Origin of the sequence: Bradyrhizobium sp. AZCC 1588, assembly GCF_036924735.1 — a bacterium.
Lineage (GTDB): Bacteria > Pseudomonadota > Alphaproteobacteria > Rhizobiales > Xanthobacteraceae > Bradyrhizobium.
Map to the genome: position 1 here is coordinate 3,163,529 of NZ_JAZHSC010000001.1, position 17,138 is coordinate 3,180,666.

The 17,138-nt window shown below is 63.7% G+C and carries 17 protein-coding genes; 6 read left to right on the plus strand and 11 right to left on the minus strand.

Features of this window, described 5'->3' with window-relative positions; translation table 11 throughout:
• Window positions 1-25: 25 nt before the first annotated feature.
• The 6 genes from V1277_RS14765 to coaA all read left to right on the plus strand — a co-directional run bounded on the left by V1277_RS14765 (window position 26) and on the right by coaA (window position 4,107).
• Window positions 26-556, plus strand: a complete 531-nt coding sequence (locus V1277_RS14765; RefSeq protein ID WP_334416916.1) for a DUF2628 domain-containing protein — start codon at window positions 26-28, stop codon at window positions 554-556.
• Window positions 553-1,203 (plus strand): imidazole glycerol phosphate synthase subunit HisH, encoded by a 651-nt coding sequence (hisH, locus tag V1277_RS14770; RefSeq protein WP_334371658.1) that lies wholly within the window; start codon window positions 553-555, stop codon window positions 1,201-1,203. Before V1277_RS14765 ends, hisH begins: the two co-directional genes overlap by 4 nt.
• Window positions 1,191-1,940 (plus strand): 1-(5-phosphoribosyl)-5-[(5-phosphoribosylamino)methylideneamino]imidazole-4-carboxamide isomerase, encoded by a 750-nt coding sequence (gene hisA / locus V1277_RS14775; protein ID WP_334416919.1) that lies wholly within the window; start codon window positions 1,191-1,193, stop codon window positions 1,938-1,940. Before hisH ends, hisA begins: the two co-directional genes overlap by 13 nt.
• Window positions 1,941-1,951: 11 nt before the next feature.
• On the plus strand, window positions 1,952-2,728 hold the full coding sequence (hisF, locus tag V1277_RS14780) for an imidazole glycerol phosphate synthase subunit HisF (RefSeq protein ID WP_065746333.1): 777 nt from the start codon (window positions 1,952-1,954) through the stop codon (window positions 2,726-2,728).
• Window positions 2,729-2,811: 83 nt separating this feature from the next.
• A complete protein-coding gene (locus V1277_RS14785) occupies window positions 2,812-3,135 on the plus strand; it encodes a phosphoribosyl-ATP diphosphatase (protein WP_334416922.1) in 324 nt (107 codons plus the stop codon).
• Between the two features lie 15 nt (window positions 3,136-3,150).
• Complete coding sequence (gene coaA, locus V1277_RS14790; protein WP_334416924.1) at window positions 3,151-4,107, plus strand: type I pantothenate kinase; 957 nt, start codon at window positions 3,151-3,153, stop codon at window positions 4,105-4,107.
• 134 nt (window positions 4,108-4,241) lie between these two features.
• Here coaA and V1277_RS14795 read toward each other — a convergent pair whose 3' ends face one another.
• The 11 genes from V1277_RS14795 to V1277_RS14845 form a co-directional block, all read right to left on the minus strand.
• The gene (locus V1277_RS14795; protein ID WP_334416926.1) at window positions 4,242-6,476 is read right to left on the minus strand and encodes a PAS domain-containing hybrid sensor histidine kinase/response regulator; all 2,235 of its coding nucleotides are present in this window, start codon (window positions 6,474-6,476) and stop codon (window positions 4,242-4,244) included.
• A gap of 225 nt (window positions 6,477-6,701) precedes the next feature.
• Entirely contained in the window at window positions 6,702-7,169 is a 468-nt protein-coding gene (locus tag V1277_RS14800) for a hypothetical protein (protein ID WP_334416928.1), read from the minus strand.
• Between the two features lie 929 nt (window positions 7,170-8,098).
• A complete protein-coding gene (locus V1277_RS14805; RefSeq protein WP_334416930.1) occupies window positions 8,099-8,791 on the minus strand; it encodes a cytochrome c3 family protein in 693 nt (230 codons plus the stop codon).
• Window positions 8,792-8,801: 10 nt separating this feature from the next.
• Entirely contained in the window at window positions 8,802-9,299 is a 498-nt protein-coding gene (locus tag V1277_RS14810; protein ID WP_334416932.1) for a nitrate reductase cytochrome c-type subunit, read from the minus strand.
• Window positions 9,272-11,767 (minus strand): periplasmic nitrate reductase subunit alpha, encoded by a 2,496-nt coding sequence (napA, locus tag V1277_RS14815; RefSeq protein ID WP_334416934.1) that lies wholly within the window; start codon window positions 11,765-11,767, stop codon window positions 9,272-9,274. Before napA ends, V1277_RS14810 begins: the two co-directional genes overlap by 28 nt.
• Window positions 11,768-11,771: 4 nt before the next feature.
• Window positions 11,772-12,035 carry a chaperone NapD gene (locus tag V1277_RS14820; protein ID WP_334416935.1) on the minus strand — a complete coding sequence of 88 codons (264 nt, stop codon included), beginning with the start codon at window positions 12,033-12,035 and terminating at the stop codon, window positions 11,772-11,774.
• Complete coding sequence (locus V1277_RS14825) at window positions 12,032-12,325, minus strand: 4Fe-4S dicluster domain-containing protein (protein WP_334416937.1); 294 nt, start codon at window positions 12,323-12,325, stop codon at window positions 12,032-12,034. Before V1277_RS14825 ends, V1277_RS14820 begins: the two co-directional genes overlap by 4 nt.
• Complete coding sequence (gene napE, locus V1277_RS14830; protein ID WP_334416940.1) at window positions 12,322-12,519, minus strand: periplasmic nitrate reductase, NapE protein; 198 nt, start codon at window positions 12,517-12,519, stop codon at window positions 12,322-12,324. Before napE ends, V1277_RS14825 begins: the two co-directional genes overlap by 4 nt.
• A 259-nt stretch (window positions 12,520-12,778) precedes the next feature.
• Window positions 12,779-14,317, minus strand: coding sequence for a YifB family Mg chelatase-like AAA ATPase (locus V1277_RS14835; protein ID WP_334416942.1), 1,539 nt, complete (start codon window positions 14,315-14,317; stop codon window positions 12,779-12,781).
• A gap of 565 nt (window positions 14,318-14,882) precedes the next feature.
• Window positions 14,883-15,866: an MBL fold metallo-hydrolase gene (locus V1277_RS14840; protein ID WP_334416944.1), complete on the minus strand. Its 984-nt coding sequence runs from the start codon at window positions 15,864-15,866 to the stop codon at window positions 14,883-14,885.
• 191 nt (window positions 15,867-16,057) lie between these two features.
• A complete protein-coding gene (locus tag V1277_RS14845) occupies window positions 16,058-16,909 on the minus strand; it encodes a hypothetical protein (RefSeq protein WP_334416945.1) in 852 nt (283 codons plus the stop codon).
• Window positions 16,910-17,138 lie beyond the last annotated feature (229 nt).

Genomic DNA, 17,138 nt, shown 5'->3' on the forward strand with positions numbered 1-17,138 from the left:
TTTTCGTTCGCGGCGGAGAGGTTCGATGCCGGTCTACACAGTGCATGCCCCCGTAGCCAATGGCGCCGATCTTCCGGCGACCGACAAGTTCGTGTTTGTCCGTGACGGATTCCATTTCTGGGCGGCGGTCGCGAGCGTGATCTGGCTATTGTGGCATCGGCTGTGGCTGGCGCTGATCGGCTGGATCGTTCTGATGACAGCCGTGCAGTTCGGGATGTCGGCGCTGGGCGCCAGTCGCGGCACGATCTTCGCTGTTGATGTCCTGCTCGCCATCCTGATGGGCCTCGAAGCGGCCAGCCTGCGGCGCTGGACGCTGTCGCGGCGCAAATGGCGCCAGCTCGATATCGTGGTTGCCGACGACGAGGAAGCTGCCGAACACCGCTTCTTCGAACGCTGGACCGGCCGGCAGCGCGGGCTGATCAGCGACCAACGGTCGGTCGATCGCGGCGCACCGCCGCCGACCCGCAACATTCCGGGCCAGTCGTTCTCCAAGCCGCCGCCCTTGCCGCAAGGCGGAATCATTGGTTTGTTTCCGGAGCCGGGAGGGCCACGATGACCGTTGCGATCGTCGATTACGGCTCGGGCAATCTTCACTCGGCGGCAAAGGCCTTCGAGCGCGCCTCGCGGAGCATGGAAGATCCGCAGAAGGTCATGGTGACGCGGGATCCGGACGCCGTGTACCGCGCCGATCGCATCGTGCTGCCCGGCGTCGGCGCCTTCGCCGATTGCCGCCGGGGTCTCGACGCCGTGGACGGCATGCTGGAAGCGATGACGGAAGCGGTGCGCGCCAAGGCGCGGCCGTTCTTCGGCATCTGCGTCGGCATGCAGTTGATGGCGACGCGCGGCAAGGAACACGTCACGACCGACGGCTTCAACTGGATCGAGGGCGATGTCGAGAAGATTTCCCCGCGCGAGGAAAATCTGAAAATTCCGCACATGGGCTGGAACACGCTCGACCTGGTCCGCGAGCACCCGGTGCTGGAGCGGTTGCCGCTCGGGCCGAAGGGCCGCCATGCCTATTTCGTGCACTCCTATCACCTCAACGCCTCCAATGAGGCCGATGTGCTGGCACGTGCCGACTACGGCGGGCCGGTGACCGCGATCGTAGGCCGAGACACCGCCATCGGCACGCAGTTTCACCCCGAGAAGAGCCAGCGTTTCGGTCTGGCCCTGATCTCGAACTTTTTGAAGTGGAAGCCGTGATCCTCTTTCCTGCCGTCGACCTGAAAAACGGCCAATGCGTGCGCCTCGAGCAGGGCGACATGGCGCGCGCGACCGTGTTCAACCTCGATCCCGCGGCGCAGGCGCGCGCTTTTGCCGAGCAAGGGTTTGAATATCTCCACGTCGTCGATCTCGACGGTGCCTTTGCCGGCAAGCCGATGAACGCGCTGGCGGTCGAGGCGATGCTGAAGGCGGTCACCATGCCGGTGCAGCTCGGCGGCGGCATCCGCGATCTCAAGACCGTGGAAGCCTGGCTCGACAAGGGCATCGCGCGGGTCATCATCGGTACGGCGGCAGTGCGCGATCCGGAACTGGTGAAGGGCGCGGCGAAAAAATTCCCCGGCCGCGTCGCGGTCGGACTCGACGCGCGCGACGGCAAGGTTGCGGTGGAAGGCTGGGCCGAGACCTCGCAGGTGACTGCGCTCGAAATCGCGCAACGGTTCGAGGATGCCGGTGTCGCTGCCATCATTTTCACCGATATCGCGCGCGACGGCCTGTTGAAGGGCCTCAACCTCGATGCCACGATTGCGCTCGCAGACCGCATTTCAATTCCAGTGATCGCATCCGGCGGGTTTGCTTCCATCGAGGACGTCAAGGCGCTGCTCGAGCCGCGCGCCAGAAAGCTCGCCGGCGCCATTGCCGGCCGCGCGCTCTATGATGGGCGGCTGGATCCCGCCGCCGCTTTGACGCTGATCCGCAACGCGCGCGCGGCGGCCTAGGAGTTTTTGCGATGTTCAAGGTCCGCGTCATCCCCTGTCTCGACGTCAAGGACGGCCGCGTGGTCAAGGGCGTCAATTTCGTCGACCTGCGCGACGCCGGCGATCCTGTCGAAGCGGCGATTGCATATGACGCGGCCGGTGCCGACGAATTGTGCTTCCTCGACATCACCGCCACCCACGAAAACCGCGGCACCATGCTCGATGTGGTGCGGCGTACGGCGGAAGCCTGTTTCATGCCGCTGACGGTCGGCGGCGGGGTGCGCACCATCGAGGATATCAAGACGCTGCTGCGCTTCGGGGCCGACAAGGTCTCGATCAACTCGGCCGCCGTCTCCAACCGTGAATTCGTCAAGCAGGCGGCGGAAAAATTCGGTGAGCAGTGCATCGTGGTCGCGATCGACGCCAAGCGGGTCAAGCGCGGCGGCGGCTCGGACCGCTGGGAGATTTTTACCCATGGTGGACGCAACTCCACCGGGATCGACGCCATCGAATACGCGCAGGAAGTGGTCTCGCTCGGCGCCGGCGAGATCCTGTTGACTTCGATGGATCGCGACGGCACCCGCCAAGGCTTCGACCTGCCGCTGACGCAGGCCATCGCCGACAGTGTTCCCGTACCGGTCATCGCCTCCGGCGGCGTCGGCAATCTCGACCACCTCGTCGACGGCATCCGCCAGGGCCACGCCACCGCAGTGCTGGCCGCCTCGATATTCCACTTCGGCGAATTTACCATACGCCAAGCCAAGGAGCACATGGTGCGCGCCGGGCTGCCGATGCGGCTCGATCCCTGACGACTCCTCGTCACAAAAGTGCTAAGTCCTTGCCCGGGACGGCGACCCGGCCTTTGGCCGGGCGCGAGTGTTGAGTTCGGTTGATGTCGCGTTTCACGATCCATGACCTGGCCGCCACCATCGATGCACGGGCCGCATCGGGAGGGGAGGCGTCCTACACCCGCAAATTGCTCGACAAGGGGGCGGAGCACTGCGCCAAGAAGCTGGGCGAGGAAGCGGTCGAGACCGTGATCGCGGCAGTCGAGAACGACCGCAGCCACCTGATTGCCGAAAGCGCTGACCTGCTGTTTCATCTGCTGGTGCTTCTGAAGTCGCGGGGCGTGAAGCTGGAGGACGTCGAAGCCGCGCTGGCGCAGCGGACCTCGATGTCCGGGCTTGAGGAGAAGGCGTCGCGCAAGCGCGACTAGCCGAGAGGGCAGCTCATGGATATCCGCACCCCGGAACAGCAATACAATCCCTACCGCATCTTCACGCGCGAGCAGTGGGCGCGGTTGCGCGACGACACGCCGATGACGCTGGAGCCGGGCGAATTCGAGCGGCTGCGCTCGATGCATGACCGCCTTGACCTGCAGGAGGTCGAGGACATCTACCTGCCGCTGTCGCGACTGTTGTCGATCTATGTCGATGCGACCGATCGGCTCTTCCGGGCGCAGCGCCAGTTTCTCGGTATCCGCGACCGCAAGGTCCCCTACATCATCGGCGTCGCCGGCTCGGTTGCCGCCGGCAAATCGACCACCGCGCGCGTGTTGCAGGCGCTGCTCGCCCGCTGGTCGCCCCGGCCCAAGGTCGACCTGGTGACGACAGACGGCTTCCTGTTTCCAAATGCCGTGCTCGAGCGGCAGGGGCTGATGCAGAAGAAGGGCTTTCCCGAGAGCTACGATCTGCCGATGCTGCTGGCCTTTCTTTCCGACATCAAAGCCGGACGTCGGCCGGTGCGCGCGCCGGTCTACTCGCATCTGGTCTACGACATCGTGCCGAAGGAGTGGATCGAGGTTGATCGCCCGGACATCTTGATCGTCGAGGGCGTCAACGTGCTGCAGACCGGCCGACTGCCGCGCGACGGCAAGGCGGTGCCCGTGGTGTCGGACTTCTTCGACTTCTCCGTCTATATCGACGCCGAGGAGCCGGTGCTGCGCGAATGGTATGTGCGGCGCTTCCTGGCGCTCAGGGACACCGCGTTCCACGATCCCAAATCGTACTTCCATCGCTACGCCGTGCTCTCCGACGAGGAGGCGACCGCGACCGCGATCGCGATCTGGGAGCGCACCAACCTCGCCAATCTCGAGGACAACATCCTGCCGACCCGACCGCGCGCGACGCTGATCCTGAAAAAGCGCGCCGATCACCTCGTGGAGACGGTCGCGCTGCGGCGTCTGTAGTGTCGTAGTCGTAGGGTGGGCAAAGGCGCCCTTGCGCCGTGCCCACCATCTATCCCCCGACACCTGAGTGGTGGGCACGCTTCGCTTTGCCCACCCTACGAACCCTGCGTTCGCGGTGACGACTTTGCTCCCACTCACGCCGCAATGTGCCGTGACGCGATCAACCCGGCGAGCGCCTCGGCGAGTTTTTCGCGGTCGAGCGGCTTGATCAAGAATCCGTCCATGCCGGCTTCGAAGCAGGCGTAGCGATCTTCCACCAGCGTGTTGGCGGTGAGCGCGAGGATCGGCGTCCGGCTACCCGGCTCACCGGATTCGAGGGTACGAATCCGCTTGGTGGTTTCGATGCCGTTGAGCTGCGGCATCTGGATGTCCATCAGGACGAGATCGTAGGGGCTACCCGCGGATTTCGCCGACAGCCAAGACTCCAGCGCCTCGGCGCCGTCGGTGGTGATGACGGCGTGATGGCCGAGCCGGCCGAGCAGCGATCTGATCAACAGCGCATTGATCTGGTTGTCCTCGGCGACCAGGATCGACAGGCCCTTGGCTGACGGCGCGGCCGGCGTCTCGCTTGGGTCGATGGCCGGATCCAGGCTCGGTGCGGCCACTTCCGGCGCGGCCGTCATGCGCGCCGCGAGCGAGGCCGCGCGCAGCGGCTTGACCAGATAGCCGGTGAGGGCGGAAGTGGCGGACGGTTGCATCTCGTGCCGCGTCGCTGGCGTAAACATCACGATGCGCTGAGTGGCATGAAGGCGCGCGGCTTCGCCAAGCCGTTCGATTTCGGCGAGCCCCAGCGCGTGATCGATCAGCACGGCGTGCCAGGCGCGCTCGGGCAGCAGGGCCTCTGCGACGTTGGCGTCTGATACCATGCAGGTCTGCCCACCCCAGCGCTGCAGCCGCCGCGCGGTCAGCGAGGCCTCGATGCTCGCGGGCGAGACCAGCATGATCGAGTGGCCGGAAAGATCCGGCGCCGCAAATGAGATTTGTTCGCCGGCGGCGGCGGCAAGGGGAAGCGACACTTCGAATGTCGAGCCCATGCCCGGCGTGCTCGCCAGCGCGATGCGGCCGCCCATGCGTTTGACGATACGGTCGGAGATGCTCAAGCCGAGACCGGTGCCGCCGTAGCTGCGGGCGATCTTGTCGTCGGCCTGCTCGAACTCGCGAAAGATCCGCTCGCGTGCTTCGGGGGCGATGCCGATGCCGGTATCGCGCACCAGGAAACTGATTTCATTGGGCCAGATGCCGGGCTCGACGATCAGGGCAACACCGCCGGTTGAGGTGAACTTGATCGCATTGCCGGCGAGATTGAGCAGCACCTGTCTCAAGCGAGCTGCGTCGCCGATCACGTGCGTCGGCAGCCGCTCGTCGACATAGGCGGCCACCTCGATCTTCTTGGCCTCCGCGCGCGGCGCGAGCAATTCGGTGATGTCCTCGATCAGGCCCGACAAGGCGAACGGACGATGTTCGAGATCGATCTTGCCGGCCTCGATCTTGGAATAATCCAAGAGTTCCTCGATCAGCGAGAGCAGCGCGTCGCCGGAGGTCTTCACCGCCTTGACATAGGTCGCCTGTTCCGGCGTCAGCGGCGTATCCATCAACAGGCCGCTCATGCCGATGATGCCGTTGAGCGGCGTGCGGATCTCGTGGCTCGCCATCGCGAGGAAGCGCGACTTGGCGCGGCTTGCCGCGTCCGCCTGGTCGCGGGCCTCGGTCAGCGCGCGTTCGCTCTCGGTGCGATCGGTAACGTCGCGGCCGACGCTTTGCATTTCCGCCCGCTCTCCGGCGTCGTTGCGGACGAACCCTTCGCGCCATGCGATCCAGCGCGGGCCGAGCGGTCCCTCGATCCGCTGGTCGTGAACGCGGGTGCCGCTCGGTTCGAGCGCGGTGTCGCCCTGTTCGAGAACGGTAAGCGCAAAGCGGCTGCCGATCAGCGCGTCGCGCGGCATTTGCGCCAGTTCGCAATAGGCGTCATTGGCATAGGTGATACGACCCTCGCCGTTGCGCAGAACGATCAGGTCGCCCTGCGATTCGAACAGCCGCCGGGTACGCTGCTCGGCTTCCTGCAATTCCCAGTTCCGGTCGGCCAACACTTCGTTATGCAGTGCGACCTTGCGCATCTTCTTGCGCAGCAGGCGGAGCCGGACGCTGAAGGTGGCGAGCGCGACGCAGGCGATCGCAAACAGGAGGGCGACGCCGATCGCAAAAGAGTGCGGATCATAGCCGGAATTTTCCGCCTTGGCTCCGGCGATGAAGCCAAAGGCCCCGCCGAACACGACCGAGAAGATCATCAAGGAGCGCAGCGCGAAGGTGAGCCAGGGATGACGGCGGCCGAAGCGGCGAAAGCGAAGTTTGATCCGGAAAGTCCGCCCCATCGCCAATGACCCTAAGCTTGCTGCTTGAATTGACCCCGGCCTGCTTCGCCGCTTCTCTCGGAAAGACGATGCGTCGCCGACGTTGCAAAGTGCTTGAGGCTCCCAGCGCATGACGGCCGCGATGAGAACAGGGTGAATGAAAGGTTAACCGAGCATGGTCCGGACCCGGAGGACCGCGTTCGCGCAAAGTGGGAACCGGTTTTCCGAAAAGACCATGCTCCAAACCTAGAGCGACGCCGCTTCGATGCGGTGGCGCTCGCCGCGAGCGCCGACGATCAGGGCGGCGGCATCGAGCAGCGAAAAGCTCTTCGAGGACACGAAGATGCGGTGGTCGGCCGGTCCATCCCTGGAAAGATAGATCACGGGATCCGAGCCCGAGGGATTTCGGGAGATCGCAACCAGAAGCGGCGGCGCGTTGTTCGCGCAGGCGCCGGCTTCGGCCGTATCGATATCGTCGATCACGGTGAAGTCGGCCGCTTCCGGGTTGTCGGTAATCTGGACCCGCACCGTCGCGCGGCCTGGATCGCTGGTGAAACTGACGTGCCGGTGCGCCTGCCAGGAGAGGGCGGCGATCCGGACGGAAGTGCCTGATATTTCGATGCACGGCCGCGGACCGGCCAAAAATTCGTCGCGCGCGAACAGGGCGACAATTGCCAGCGGGATCACCGAGGCCAGGATCTTCAAACGCAACATGACACGCCACTCGCTGACCATAAGTCCGCGACACGGGACTTATGGTTGGCAGAGGGTAAAGGAAACTAGTTACCGCCGCGTTGACGCGGGTTGTTTCTGTGGCGGCAGCATCCGTGAGGCGAGGGGATTTCGTGCCCCAGCGGTGACCATGTGCGCCGCACACACCACTGTCGTCCCCCGCGAAGGCGGGGGATCCAGTACGCTGCGGCTTCTCGGTTCCATCACTGGCGTCTCTGGAATTCTGGATCGTCCGCCGGAGCCTGTCATCGGGCGCGCATTCGCGCGACCCGTTGGCGGACGATGACAACTGAATATCAGGCGGCGTTCTCGCGACGCATCTCGCCCGAGGTTTGCATATCTCTTGCCCTCCTCGATATTGGAGGGCGCAGGGAAGACCGGGTGCTTGCTGCACCCGCGGTCTCGCGTGCAATTGCGCATAGCAAAGCGCACACGAGCATACAGGTACAGCGGGAGCATCCCGGCCTTCCCTGCGCAATGGCTTTACGGCTTACTTCGTGCTCTTCCCGGAGAACGGCTCTTTTGCCTCCGTCGCCACGCAAATAGTTTCACGCAGCTTAACGCCAGCACCGCGGCGCCCGAACCACACGACTTCGCCGTACGCGTCGGGCGCCTACGTCTTGCGCCTTCCGCGTCCATCGCATCTCACCGCACGGTCGTGACGATCGCGAGCGCCCCTCCTTCGGGTGAGACGGGCGGAAATATGCGGCTGATTTGCCTCTCGCGTTAAGCGAAATATTTTTGATTCCTGGGCTTGACACGATTTCGGAAAATCAGAAGTGATTTGCCCGTCGTGCCATCGTGTCGCAGGTCGCTGTACGAAATTGCGCTTGCGTGCGCGGCAAATCAGTCGACCGGCGCCGGCTCAGCGATGACGAGCTTATCACGTAGGCTGTGCTCGCGGCCGCGCGCTATTGTTCGGCTGCGGTGACGGCGAGGTACCGTGCAAGTTCGTCCCGCGGATTGCCGCGAAAACTCTGACGGTCCCTCAACTCGGGTGGTGCTCGCCAGCCCGGCTCGATGCCTGTCATATCGGGCAACTCATGCGCGATGCCTTTGTGGCAGTCGATGCAGGTCTTCTCGCCGGTGACGAGAAATTTGCCGTGGATGTCCGCAGCCCGCCGCGTCTGCTTGGTGAAGTCCATCGCGACGGCAGAATGGCAGTTGCGACATTCCAGTGAATCATTCGCCTTCAGTCTCGCCCACTCGTGCTTGGCGAGCTCGAGCCGGTGATCCAAAAACTTCTGCCTGGTGTCGATGGTGCCGAAGATCTTGCCCCAGACCTCCTTGGACGCCTGCATCTTGCGGGCGATCTTGTCGGTCCAGTTATGCGGGACGTGACAGTCGGGACAACTGGCGCGGACGCCCGAGCGGTTCGAGAAGTGCGGCGTGTGCTGCAATTCCTCGAAGACGTTAGTGCGCATTTCGTGACAGGAGGTGCAGAACTTCTCGGTATTGGTGATTTCCAGCGCGGTGTTGAAGGCTCCCCAGAACAGCACGCCGCAGATGAAGCCGCCGAGTGCGAGCACGCCCAGGCTCAGATGCGTGCTCGGCCGGCTGGCAATGCGCCAGAACCAGATCAGCAGTTCCTTGAGCCGCTTCATCGCCCGGTTCTCACTTCTTCTCGGAACCGACGAGGAGCATGTCCTTGAACGCGTTGGGGACGAGCGGTCGTGCGTCTGTCTGCTGGACATGGCACGACGTGCAGAAATATCGCCGCGGCGTAACGTCGGCTAGAACCTGTCCGTCGCGGTCCATGAAGTGCGTGACACTGATCATCGGCGCACCCGAGCCTTCAGTGTACTGTCGGCGATGACAGTCGAGGCAACGATTGGTCTTGAGCGTGAGCTGATAGTTCTCGATGGAGTGCGGGACGATCGGTGGCTGCTCCGGGTAATTGCGCATCAGCCGCTTGTCATCGACGATCGGCCGCGCCAACGGCGGTGTCCGCACATCTCCCATCGGCGCTACGGCGCCGGTAATCCGCGGTACGATCTGGGGCGCGGTCTGCGCGTAGATCGCGCCGCAGACGAACACCAGCAGGCCGCCGAGCAGAGCGCCTGCTACGGGACTTCGAAATCTCTTCAGACCGGAATGATCTTGACCGCGCATTTCTTGAAGTCCGCCTGCTTGGAAATGGGATCGGTTGCGTCGAGCGTCGCCTTGTTGATGAGTTGGCTGGCGTCGAACCAGGGAACGAAGACGACGCCGCGCGGCATCCGGTTGCGTCCCTTGGTATCCACTCGGCTTCGGATTTCGCCACGCCGCGAAACTACCCGGACTTCGGCGCCCTGATTGATGCCTCTGGAGCGCGCGTCCTCCGCATGCATGAATACCCGTGCGCCGGGAAACGCCTTGTAAAGTTCCGGTACCCGCATGGTCATGGACCCCGAGTGCCAATGTTCGAGTACACGGCCCGTGACCAGCCAGGTATCGTATTCCTTGTCGGGAGATTCCGCGGGCGGCTCGTAGGGCACCGCAATGATCCTGGCGCGCCCGTCCGGCTGGCCGTAGAAGTCGACGCCCTTGCCCGGCTTAACGTAGGGATCAAGGCCTTCCCGATAGCGCCACTTGGTTTCCTTGCCGTTGACGACGGGCCATCGCAATCCTCGTACTTCGTGATAGCTGTCGAAGGGCGCTAGGTCGTGGCCATGGCCGCGGCCGAATTCGGCGTATTCCTCGAACAGACCCTTTTGCACGTAGAACCCGAAAGCCTTGGCCTCGCTATTTTCGTACTCGGCGGGGATTTCAGTGGTCGCGAACTTGTCGACCTTGCCGTTCCGGAACAGCGCGTCGAACAGCGTTTTGCCGCGGTAATTGGGGTTGTCGGCCAGGATCTGCGCCGGCCACACCTCGTCGGTAGTGAAGCGCTTCGAAAACTCCATGATCTGCCAGAGGTCGGAGCGCGCCTCCCCCGGGGCGTTGACGAGCTGCCGCCACACATGGGTGCGGCGCTCCGCGTTGCCAAACATGCCTTCCTTTTCGACCCACATCGCCGCAGGAAGAACGAGATCGGCGGCCATCGCGGTGACGGTCGGGTAGGCGTCGGAGACGACGATGAAGTTGTCCGGATTCCGGTAACCAGGATAGGTCTCGCGGGAATTGTTCGGGGCGGCCTGCAGGTTGTTGTTCACCTGGATCCAGTAAAAGTTCAGCTTGCCGTCCCGAAGCATCCGGTCCTGCTCGACCGCGTGATAACCCGGTTTGTCCGGAATGATGCCGTGCGGCACGCGCCAGATTTCCTCGGTGTGCTTGCGGTGCTCCGGATTGGTGACGGTCATGTCAGCGGGCAAACGATGCGCGAAGGTGCCGACTTCGCGGGCTGTGCCGCAGGCGGATGGCTGCCCCGTCAGTGAGAACGGCGAATTGCCGGGTTCGGAAATCTTTCCCGTCAGCAGATGCAGATTATAGACGAGTTGATTGGCCCATACGCCGCGAACATGCTGGTTGAATCCCATCGTCCAGAGCGACATCACCTTGCGCTTTGGATCGGCATAGAGCTCGGCCAACTCCTGCAGGAAGCCGCGTTCGACGCCGGTGAGGTCGGATACTTTCTCGAGCGTGTAGTCCTTCACAAAGCCGGCATAGGCGTCAAAATCGATCGCCTGCGTCGCGCCCGCTGTCGCCGCGCCTTTGGCTTTGACTTCAAGCGGATGGTCCGGGCGCAAGCCGTAGCCGATGTCGACCGTGCCCTTCACAAATGTCGTGTGGTCCTTGACGAAATCCTGGTTGACGCGGCCGGTCGAGATGATGTGGTTGGCGATATAGTTCAGGATGGCGAGATCGGTGCCCGGCTTGAACACGATCGGGATGTCGGCGAGATCCGAACTGCGGTGAGTGAAGGTCGAGAGAACCGCCACCTTCACATGCGGATGGCTCAAGCGCCGATCGGTCAGCCGCGTCCAGAGGATCGGGTGCATCTCGGCCATGTTCGCGCCCCACAACACGAACGCGTCTGCCGCCTCGAAATCATCGTAGCAACCCATCGGCTCGTCCATGCCGAAGGTGCGCATGAAGGCGTAGGCCGCCGATGCCATGCAGTGGCGGGCGTTCGGATCAAGGTTGTTCGAGCGAAAGCCGGCCCGCATCAACTTGGTGGCGGCATATCCTTCATAGGCTGTCCACTGCCCCGAGCCGAGCATGCCGACCGCTGTCGGACCCTTCTCTTTTAGCACTGTCTTGGCGCGCGCGGCCATCACGTCGAAGGCCTCGTCCCAGGTCACCGGCGTCAGTTCGCCGTTCTTGTCGAACACGCCGCCTTTCTTGCGCAGCAGCGGCGTGGTCAGGCGGTCGCCGCCATACATGATCTTGGAAAGGAAATACCCCTTGATGCAGTTCAGCCCGCGATTGACCTCGGCGAGCGTGTCACCGTGGGTGGCAACGACCTTGCCGCCCTTGACGCCGACCATGACCCCGCATCCGGTGCCGCAGAAGCGACACGGGGCTTTCGACCATTTGATCTCCAGCGATCCGATGCCGCCCGCCACCGGTTGCGCTATCGCTGGAACGGTGATGCCGGCTGCCGCTGCGGCAACGGCAGCAGCCTGTGCCTTCAATAGTTCACGTCGCGAGAGTGACATGGGACTAGTCTCCGATCTCGACGAGGTCATCGATCTGCTCGAACACCATGTTGGCGGACAGCACGCCCTGCCAGCAGGCGATTTCGGCGAGGCGGCTTCCGAGGATTCCGCTATCGGGCGCTTCCATCACGATGACGATCTTCGAGGCGTCGCGTTGATGGACCTCAACGTCAGGCAGAGCAGCGAGCCTGCGCAACACCTCATCCCGGCGTTCCGGCAGTACGGATACGACTGCGCTCGAGATGTGAATGGTGGCTTTCCCGGTCACGAGGCAGCCTCGTGACGCGCGGCGCCCAGCGTGACAGCGTCGCCCGGACAGGCGCCGACGCATTCGCCGCAGCCGGTGCAGGCGGCTTCATTGACGATGGCCTGAGGCGGCAATCCAATTCGGGGCCGGAAACGAATGGCTGAAGCAGGACATGCATCGCCGCAGGATCGGCAGACGATGCCGGCTTCGGCGAGGCAGCCATCGCCGATCACGGCGATTGGTTTGGAGAGAAGTCGACCGCGAAGGAGTGCCCGGCGTGAAGGTCCTTGGGGGTTCATGGCGCACCTCATGCCCCCGGAGGGCCGGGCGGACCCAGGATGATCTGCGACATCCAGACCAGAAATCCGTATCCGCCGACCACGCCCACGGCGACCACCGGCCAGATGAAGGCGGCGATCACGGCGAATACGAACAGCTCCGCACGCCGACCGGTCTCAGGAGCCTTGCCGGGCTGCGCATCATGTTTCGTTGACGTGTCGACCATGTAACGACCTGCCACCGCGGAATCGAACAACCCACGAGCCGGCCACACGTTCCCGTTGTGCCCAGCTATTCTGCCATCCCGTCGGACGAGGGCGACGCCGTTCCGCTCCATTGCCGGATGCGCCACCGCGCCCGCTGGCAGCATGGTTGCGTGTGCCAGGCGTCACTCATTGATCAGGATCAAACGAAGAATGATAAATGATTGAATTATTTTATGCGCTTTCGGCGTCCCTCGTGCGGAGCAGGGATGGTGCGATGCACTACGCCGCGCGCCGCAGATCCTCCGCCAGCGCGCGATAGGACAGTGCTTCGGCCAGATGCAGCCGGCCGATCTTTTCCGCACGATCGAGGTCGGCGAGCGTGCGCGCGACGCGCAGCACGCGGTGATAGCCGCGTGCAGTCAGCTTCATGGTTTCGGCAGCGTCGCGTAAAAGTTTTTGGCCTTGTGCATCCGGCTGCGCAATTGTTTCCAGCAGCGAAGCCGGTGCTTCGGCATTGGTGCGGATGTGCGGCATGCCGGCCGCGGCGTAGCGCGCGAGCTGGATATTGCGGGCAGCGGCGACACGGGCTGCGACTTCCACCGAGCCTTCGCTTGGCGGAGGAAGTATCAAATCGGCGGCGGTGACCGCCGGCACCTCGATGCGCAGGTCGATGCGATCCATCAGCGGGCCGGAGATGCGCATCTGGTAATCCGTGGTGCAGCGGTCGACCGGTGCGCGCCTGCAGGAATAGCCGGGATCATAGGCCTGGCCGCAGCGGCAGGGATTCATCGCCGCGACCAGCATGAAGCGTGCCGGATAGGTCACACGGTGGTTGGCGCGGGACACCGAGACCTCGCCGTTCTCCAGCGGCTGGCGCAGCGAGTCGAGCACGCGCGGATCGAACTCGGGCAGTTCGTCGAGGAACAGCACGCCCTGATGCGCCAGCGAAATTTCGCCCGGCTTTGCGCGCAGGCCGCCGCCGGTGAGCGCAGCCATGCTGGCGGAATGATGCGGTGCGCGGAACGGCCGCCGCGCGGTCAGCGCGCCGTCGCGGATTTCGCCGGCGACGGAGGCGATCATCGACACTTCCAAAAGTTCGGATGGCGACAGCGGCGGCAGGATCGAAGGCAGCCGCGCCGCCAGCATCGACTTGCCCGCACCGGGCGAGCCGATCATCAGCAAATGATGCCCGCCGGCCGCCGCGATCTCCAGCGCACGCTTGGCGCTCTCCTGGCCCTTGATATCGCGTAAGTCCAGATGCGTCGCTTCCGGCTCGTGCACCTTCGGCTGCGGCCGCGACAGCACCTGCGTGCCCTTAAAATGGTTGGCGATCTGGATCAGCGATTTGGCCGCAATGATCTGGATGTCCGGGCTTGCCCAGGCCGCTTCGGAGCCGCACGCCGCGGGACAGATCAGCCCCTCCTCGCGTGCATTCGCCCCGATCGCCGCCGGCAACACGCCGGCAACGGGTGCGATCGAGCCGTCGAGCCCGAGTTCGCCGAGCACGGTAAAGCCGTTGAGCGCATCCGGCGGGATCGCGCCGATCGCCGCCATCAGGCCGAGCGCGATCGGCAGATCGTAATGGCTGCCTTCCTTCGGCAGATCGGCCGGCGCGAGATTGACGATGATCCGCCGCGCCGGCAGGGCCAGCCCCGAGGCGATCAGCGCCGAGCGCACCCGCTCGCGCGCCTCCGACACCGCCTTGTCGGGCAGACCCACAATCGCAAACGCCGGTAGCCCAGGCGCGACCTGCACCTGCACGTCGACCGCGCGGGCCTCGATCCCCTCAAAAGCTACGGTAGATACCCGCGCAACCATGCTGCCCCCCGCGACGCAATCGAAGGTAGCGGGGAACCGGAGAGCAAGTCAAGAACATTCAGAGAACATTGTGCGCCTAGGGCCTAGCGCTCCGTTCGCATGTACGGGCTGTGCTCAGAAACAAGCTTCAGCGCCGGATCATCGGCGAGAACGCGCACCGCCTCTGTCCTTGCAGGGCTCTCATTCTCGAGGTTAACCCCGGACGCTCCACACGGCGAACCAGACGACGAGCATTCCGGCTCCGATTACTGCCATGTCTTTAGTCATATGCCGGGCCTCCATATTGGCTGCCAAGCGGTCGAGATGCAGGCCTTATTATTTCGGCTTGGGCGCCTGCTGGTCCTGTGGCCTGACGCTCATGTTGCTCTCGGGCATCTTGTCGCGGCCTTGATGCATTTCATGATGCTTCCTCTCTGAGGAAAAAACCAATTTCGGCGATCCGCGATGGTTCCTTAGACACGCCTGTTTCGGGAGGGGCTCTCGAATAAGTGTGGGGCCCCGCGCACGAGCGCCGGCACCTGGATGATCCGGGGCCGGACCGACTGCCGGCCCCGGATATTGCGTCTCAGAGCTGCATGTTCATCGGTTCGGGATAGTACCTGAAACCGTCGCCGTTCTTGGCGACATGGCCGTAGCCGGGCCAGGCGAAGTGATAGGACATGACCGGGATCTTCTGGGCGGCGAGCATGTCGAGCATCTTCACCCGCGAGGCGGCCGCCTGCTTCGGGTCGGTGTCGTAGGAGAATTCCATCCGCGGTTTCTCCAACAGCAGCACCGCGTGATGCGAGAGGTCGCCGAGGAAGCAGAAGGATTTGCCCTTCGAGCTGACCATGAAAATGGTGTGGCCAACGGTGTGGCCGGGCGCCGATAGCGCGGTGACGCCGGGTAGGATTTCCTGGTTGTCCTTGAAGAACACCAGACGGTCACGCACCGGCATCAGGTTCTTGCGGGCATGAATGATAAAATCCTTCAACGGACTGCCGAGCTTGCCCTCATCGGTCCAGAAATCGAAATCGCTCTGGGCGATGTAGACCTGCGCGTTCGGGAACAGGGGCTTGTCGTCGGCGCCGACCAGGCCGCCGATGTGGTCGATATGGGCGTGCGAGCACACCACGGCGTCGATGTCTCCAGGCTTGATGCCGGCCGCCATCATGTTCTTCTGCTGCTGGCCGGTGGTCGGGCCAAATGCCTTTAACGTGCCCATGCCGGTATCGAACAGGATCAGCTTGTCGCCTGTGTTCACGATCGGCGAGTTCTGCTCGAGCACGACGTTGTCGGGGTTGAGGAAGTTGTCGGACAGCATCTTCTTCACTTCCTCCTTCGGCACGCCGGTAAACGTGCCGGAGGGATCGCCGAGCGGCAGCGGGCCGTCGGAGACGACGGTCACTTCGGCGTCGCCGAGCATGAAGCGGTGCCAGTAGGGCGTCTGCGTGCCGAGTTTTGGCGCCTTGGCCAGAGCGCTGCCGCCGAGCATCGTTGAAGCGCCAAGGCCCATTCCGAGTCCTGCGCCGAGCGCAAGCAAAGACCGTCGCGAAAGATTCGTCGTCATGCGTCTTCCTCCACTAATTTTATTGATTGCAGTACGTGCCCGGACGAACTCATCCGTGCCTGCAGGCTGCTCCCGCTTCCCGAAATTGGCAAGTGGGATGAGGAGGCACGACAGGGATGCGAAATGACGATGACGTACCGCTCGCGTCGCGGCGATGTTGCAGGACAGATTTCGAAGATCAGCATCGACAGCTACCAATCGTAGTCGTCGTACATCCACTCCCTTGGGTATCGAGGCCGCGATCTCGCTTGCGGCGGCGACCGCTCTGGTTTGCGCAAGGTCGGAGCCGGCTGCCTCGGAGGCGCTGACGCCTTGGGCGGGTTCTGCTCGGAAACCTTCGCGAGATCGCGCTTCATCTCTTCCTGGCTTGCCTTCATCTCCCCAATGGCTTTTGCATTGTCGCTCGCCATTTGTTGCTGGTTCGCCTTGAGCTGTTCGATGTTTCGCTCCAGGTTCGCGAGGTCGCGCGCGATCGTTTGCAGCAACTGGGTCTGGTCGGGAACAGCCGCTGTAGTTGGCGGCGGGGCGTCTTGTGGTGGTGCGGCCTGAGCCAAGGATGTTGCCTGCGGGGGCGCTGCTTGCGGCGGCGAGGACGCTTGCGATGGTGCTGCCTCCGCCGCGGCCACCTGAACGGTAGATGGATCGGGCTCCGCGGGTAATGGCGGATTTTCCGGCGGCAATTGTGGCGATGAAACGGGCTGCGGCGCCCACCAAGCGACAACCTGCTTGGCTCCGCCGCCATAGGACGACTGCAAAACCAGCGCAGCGACAATGATGCACGCTGCCAGGGGCAAGGCGGCGAGGGTGCGGAGCGCCGGCCTTTTCTCCGGTGATTGCGGGCCAGGTCGGGCCGAAGGCGGATGCGCGGCATCGCGCTCCATTTTTGCAACCTGTTCAGTCAAACGCGCGAGCTGCTCATCCGCGCGTTTGATCTGTTCGTGGGCCTGCGTGAGCCTCTCATCGGCGCGCGCGCTCAGGGCATCGTGGGGTTCAGTTTCTTTCGGTGTAGGTGTGGAGTTCATTGGCGTTTCCTTTCCGTCCAATGTCATCCGAAGGCGGCCGGCCGAGCATCCGGCAGCGCTTCGTGCAGTCTTGCCCAAAGAATGGCCGCATGATGGTAGAATATGGGATCACATGGCGATAGCGTCCTGGAATCCAGCGGGCCGCCCCCGGCGGCGTAGCAGAACGGTGCCGCGGCTCTCCTCGTCGGTTCCAATCGGCCGGCAGGAGGCGCAATTCATCCGGCTCATCCGGCCTAAGTCCGGTCGCGTA

Coding starts and splice junctions, on each gene's coding strand:
- V1277_RS14835 (WP_334416942.1), bottom strand. CDS start 14,317: ATGGTTGCGCGGGTATCTACCGTAGCTTTTGAGGGGATCGAGGCCCGC.
- V1277_RS14805 (WP_334416930.1), bottom strand. CDS start 8,791: ATGAAGCGGCTCAAGGAACTGCTGATCTGGTTCTGGCGCATTGCCAGC.
- napA (WP_334416934.1), bottom strand. CDS start 11,767: ATGTCACTCTCGCGACGTGAACTATTGAAGGCACAGGCTGCTGCCGTT.
- V1277_RS14810 (WP_334416932.1), bottom strand. CDS start 9,299: ATGCGCGGTCAAGATCATTCCGGTCTGAAGAGATTTCGAAGTCCCGTA.
- V1277_RS14785 (WP_334416922.1), top strand. CDS start 2,812: ATGTCGCGTTTCACGATCCATGACCTGGCCGCCACCATCGATGCACGG.
- V1277_RS14765 (WP_334416916.1), top strand. CDS start 26: ATGCCGGTCTACACAGTGCATGCCCCCGTAGCCAATGGCGCCGATCTT.
- hisF (WP_065746333.1), top strand. CDS start 1,952: ATGTTCAAGGTCCGCGTCATCCCCTGTCTCGACGTCAAGGACGGCCGC.
- V1277_RS14825 (WP_334416937.1), bottom strand. CDS start 12,325: ATGAGGTGCGCCATGAACCCCCAAGGACCTTCACGCCGGGCACTCCTT.
- V1277_RS14800 (WP_334416928.1), bottom strand. CDS start 7,169: ATGTTGCGTTTGAAGATCCTGGCCTCGGTGATCCCGCTGGCAATTGTC.
- hisH (WP_334371658.1), top strand. CDS start 553: ATGACCGTTGCGATCGTCGATTACGGCTCGGGCAATCTTCACTCGGCG.
- napE (WP_334416940.1), bottom strand. CDS start 12,519: ATGGTCGACACGTCAACGAAACATGATGCGCAGCCCGGCAAGGCTCCT.
- V1277_RS14840 (WP_334416944.1), bottom strand. CDS start 15,866: ATGACGACGAATCTTTCGCGACGGTCTTTGCTTGCGCTCGGCGCAGGA.
- V1277_RS14795 (WP_334416926.1), bottom strand. CDS start 6,476: ATGGGGCGGACTTTCCGGATCAAACTTCGCTTTCGCCGCTTCGGCCGC.
- coaA (WP_334416924.1), top strand. CDS start 3,151: ATGGATATCCGCACCCCGGAACAGCAATACAATCCCTACCGCATCTTC.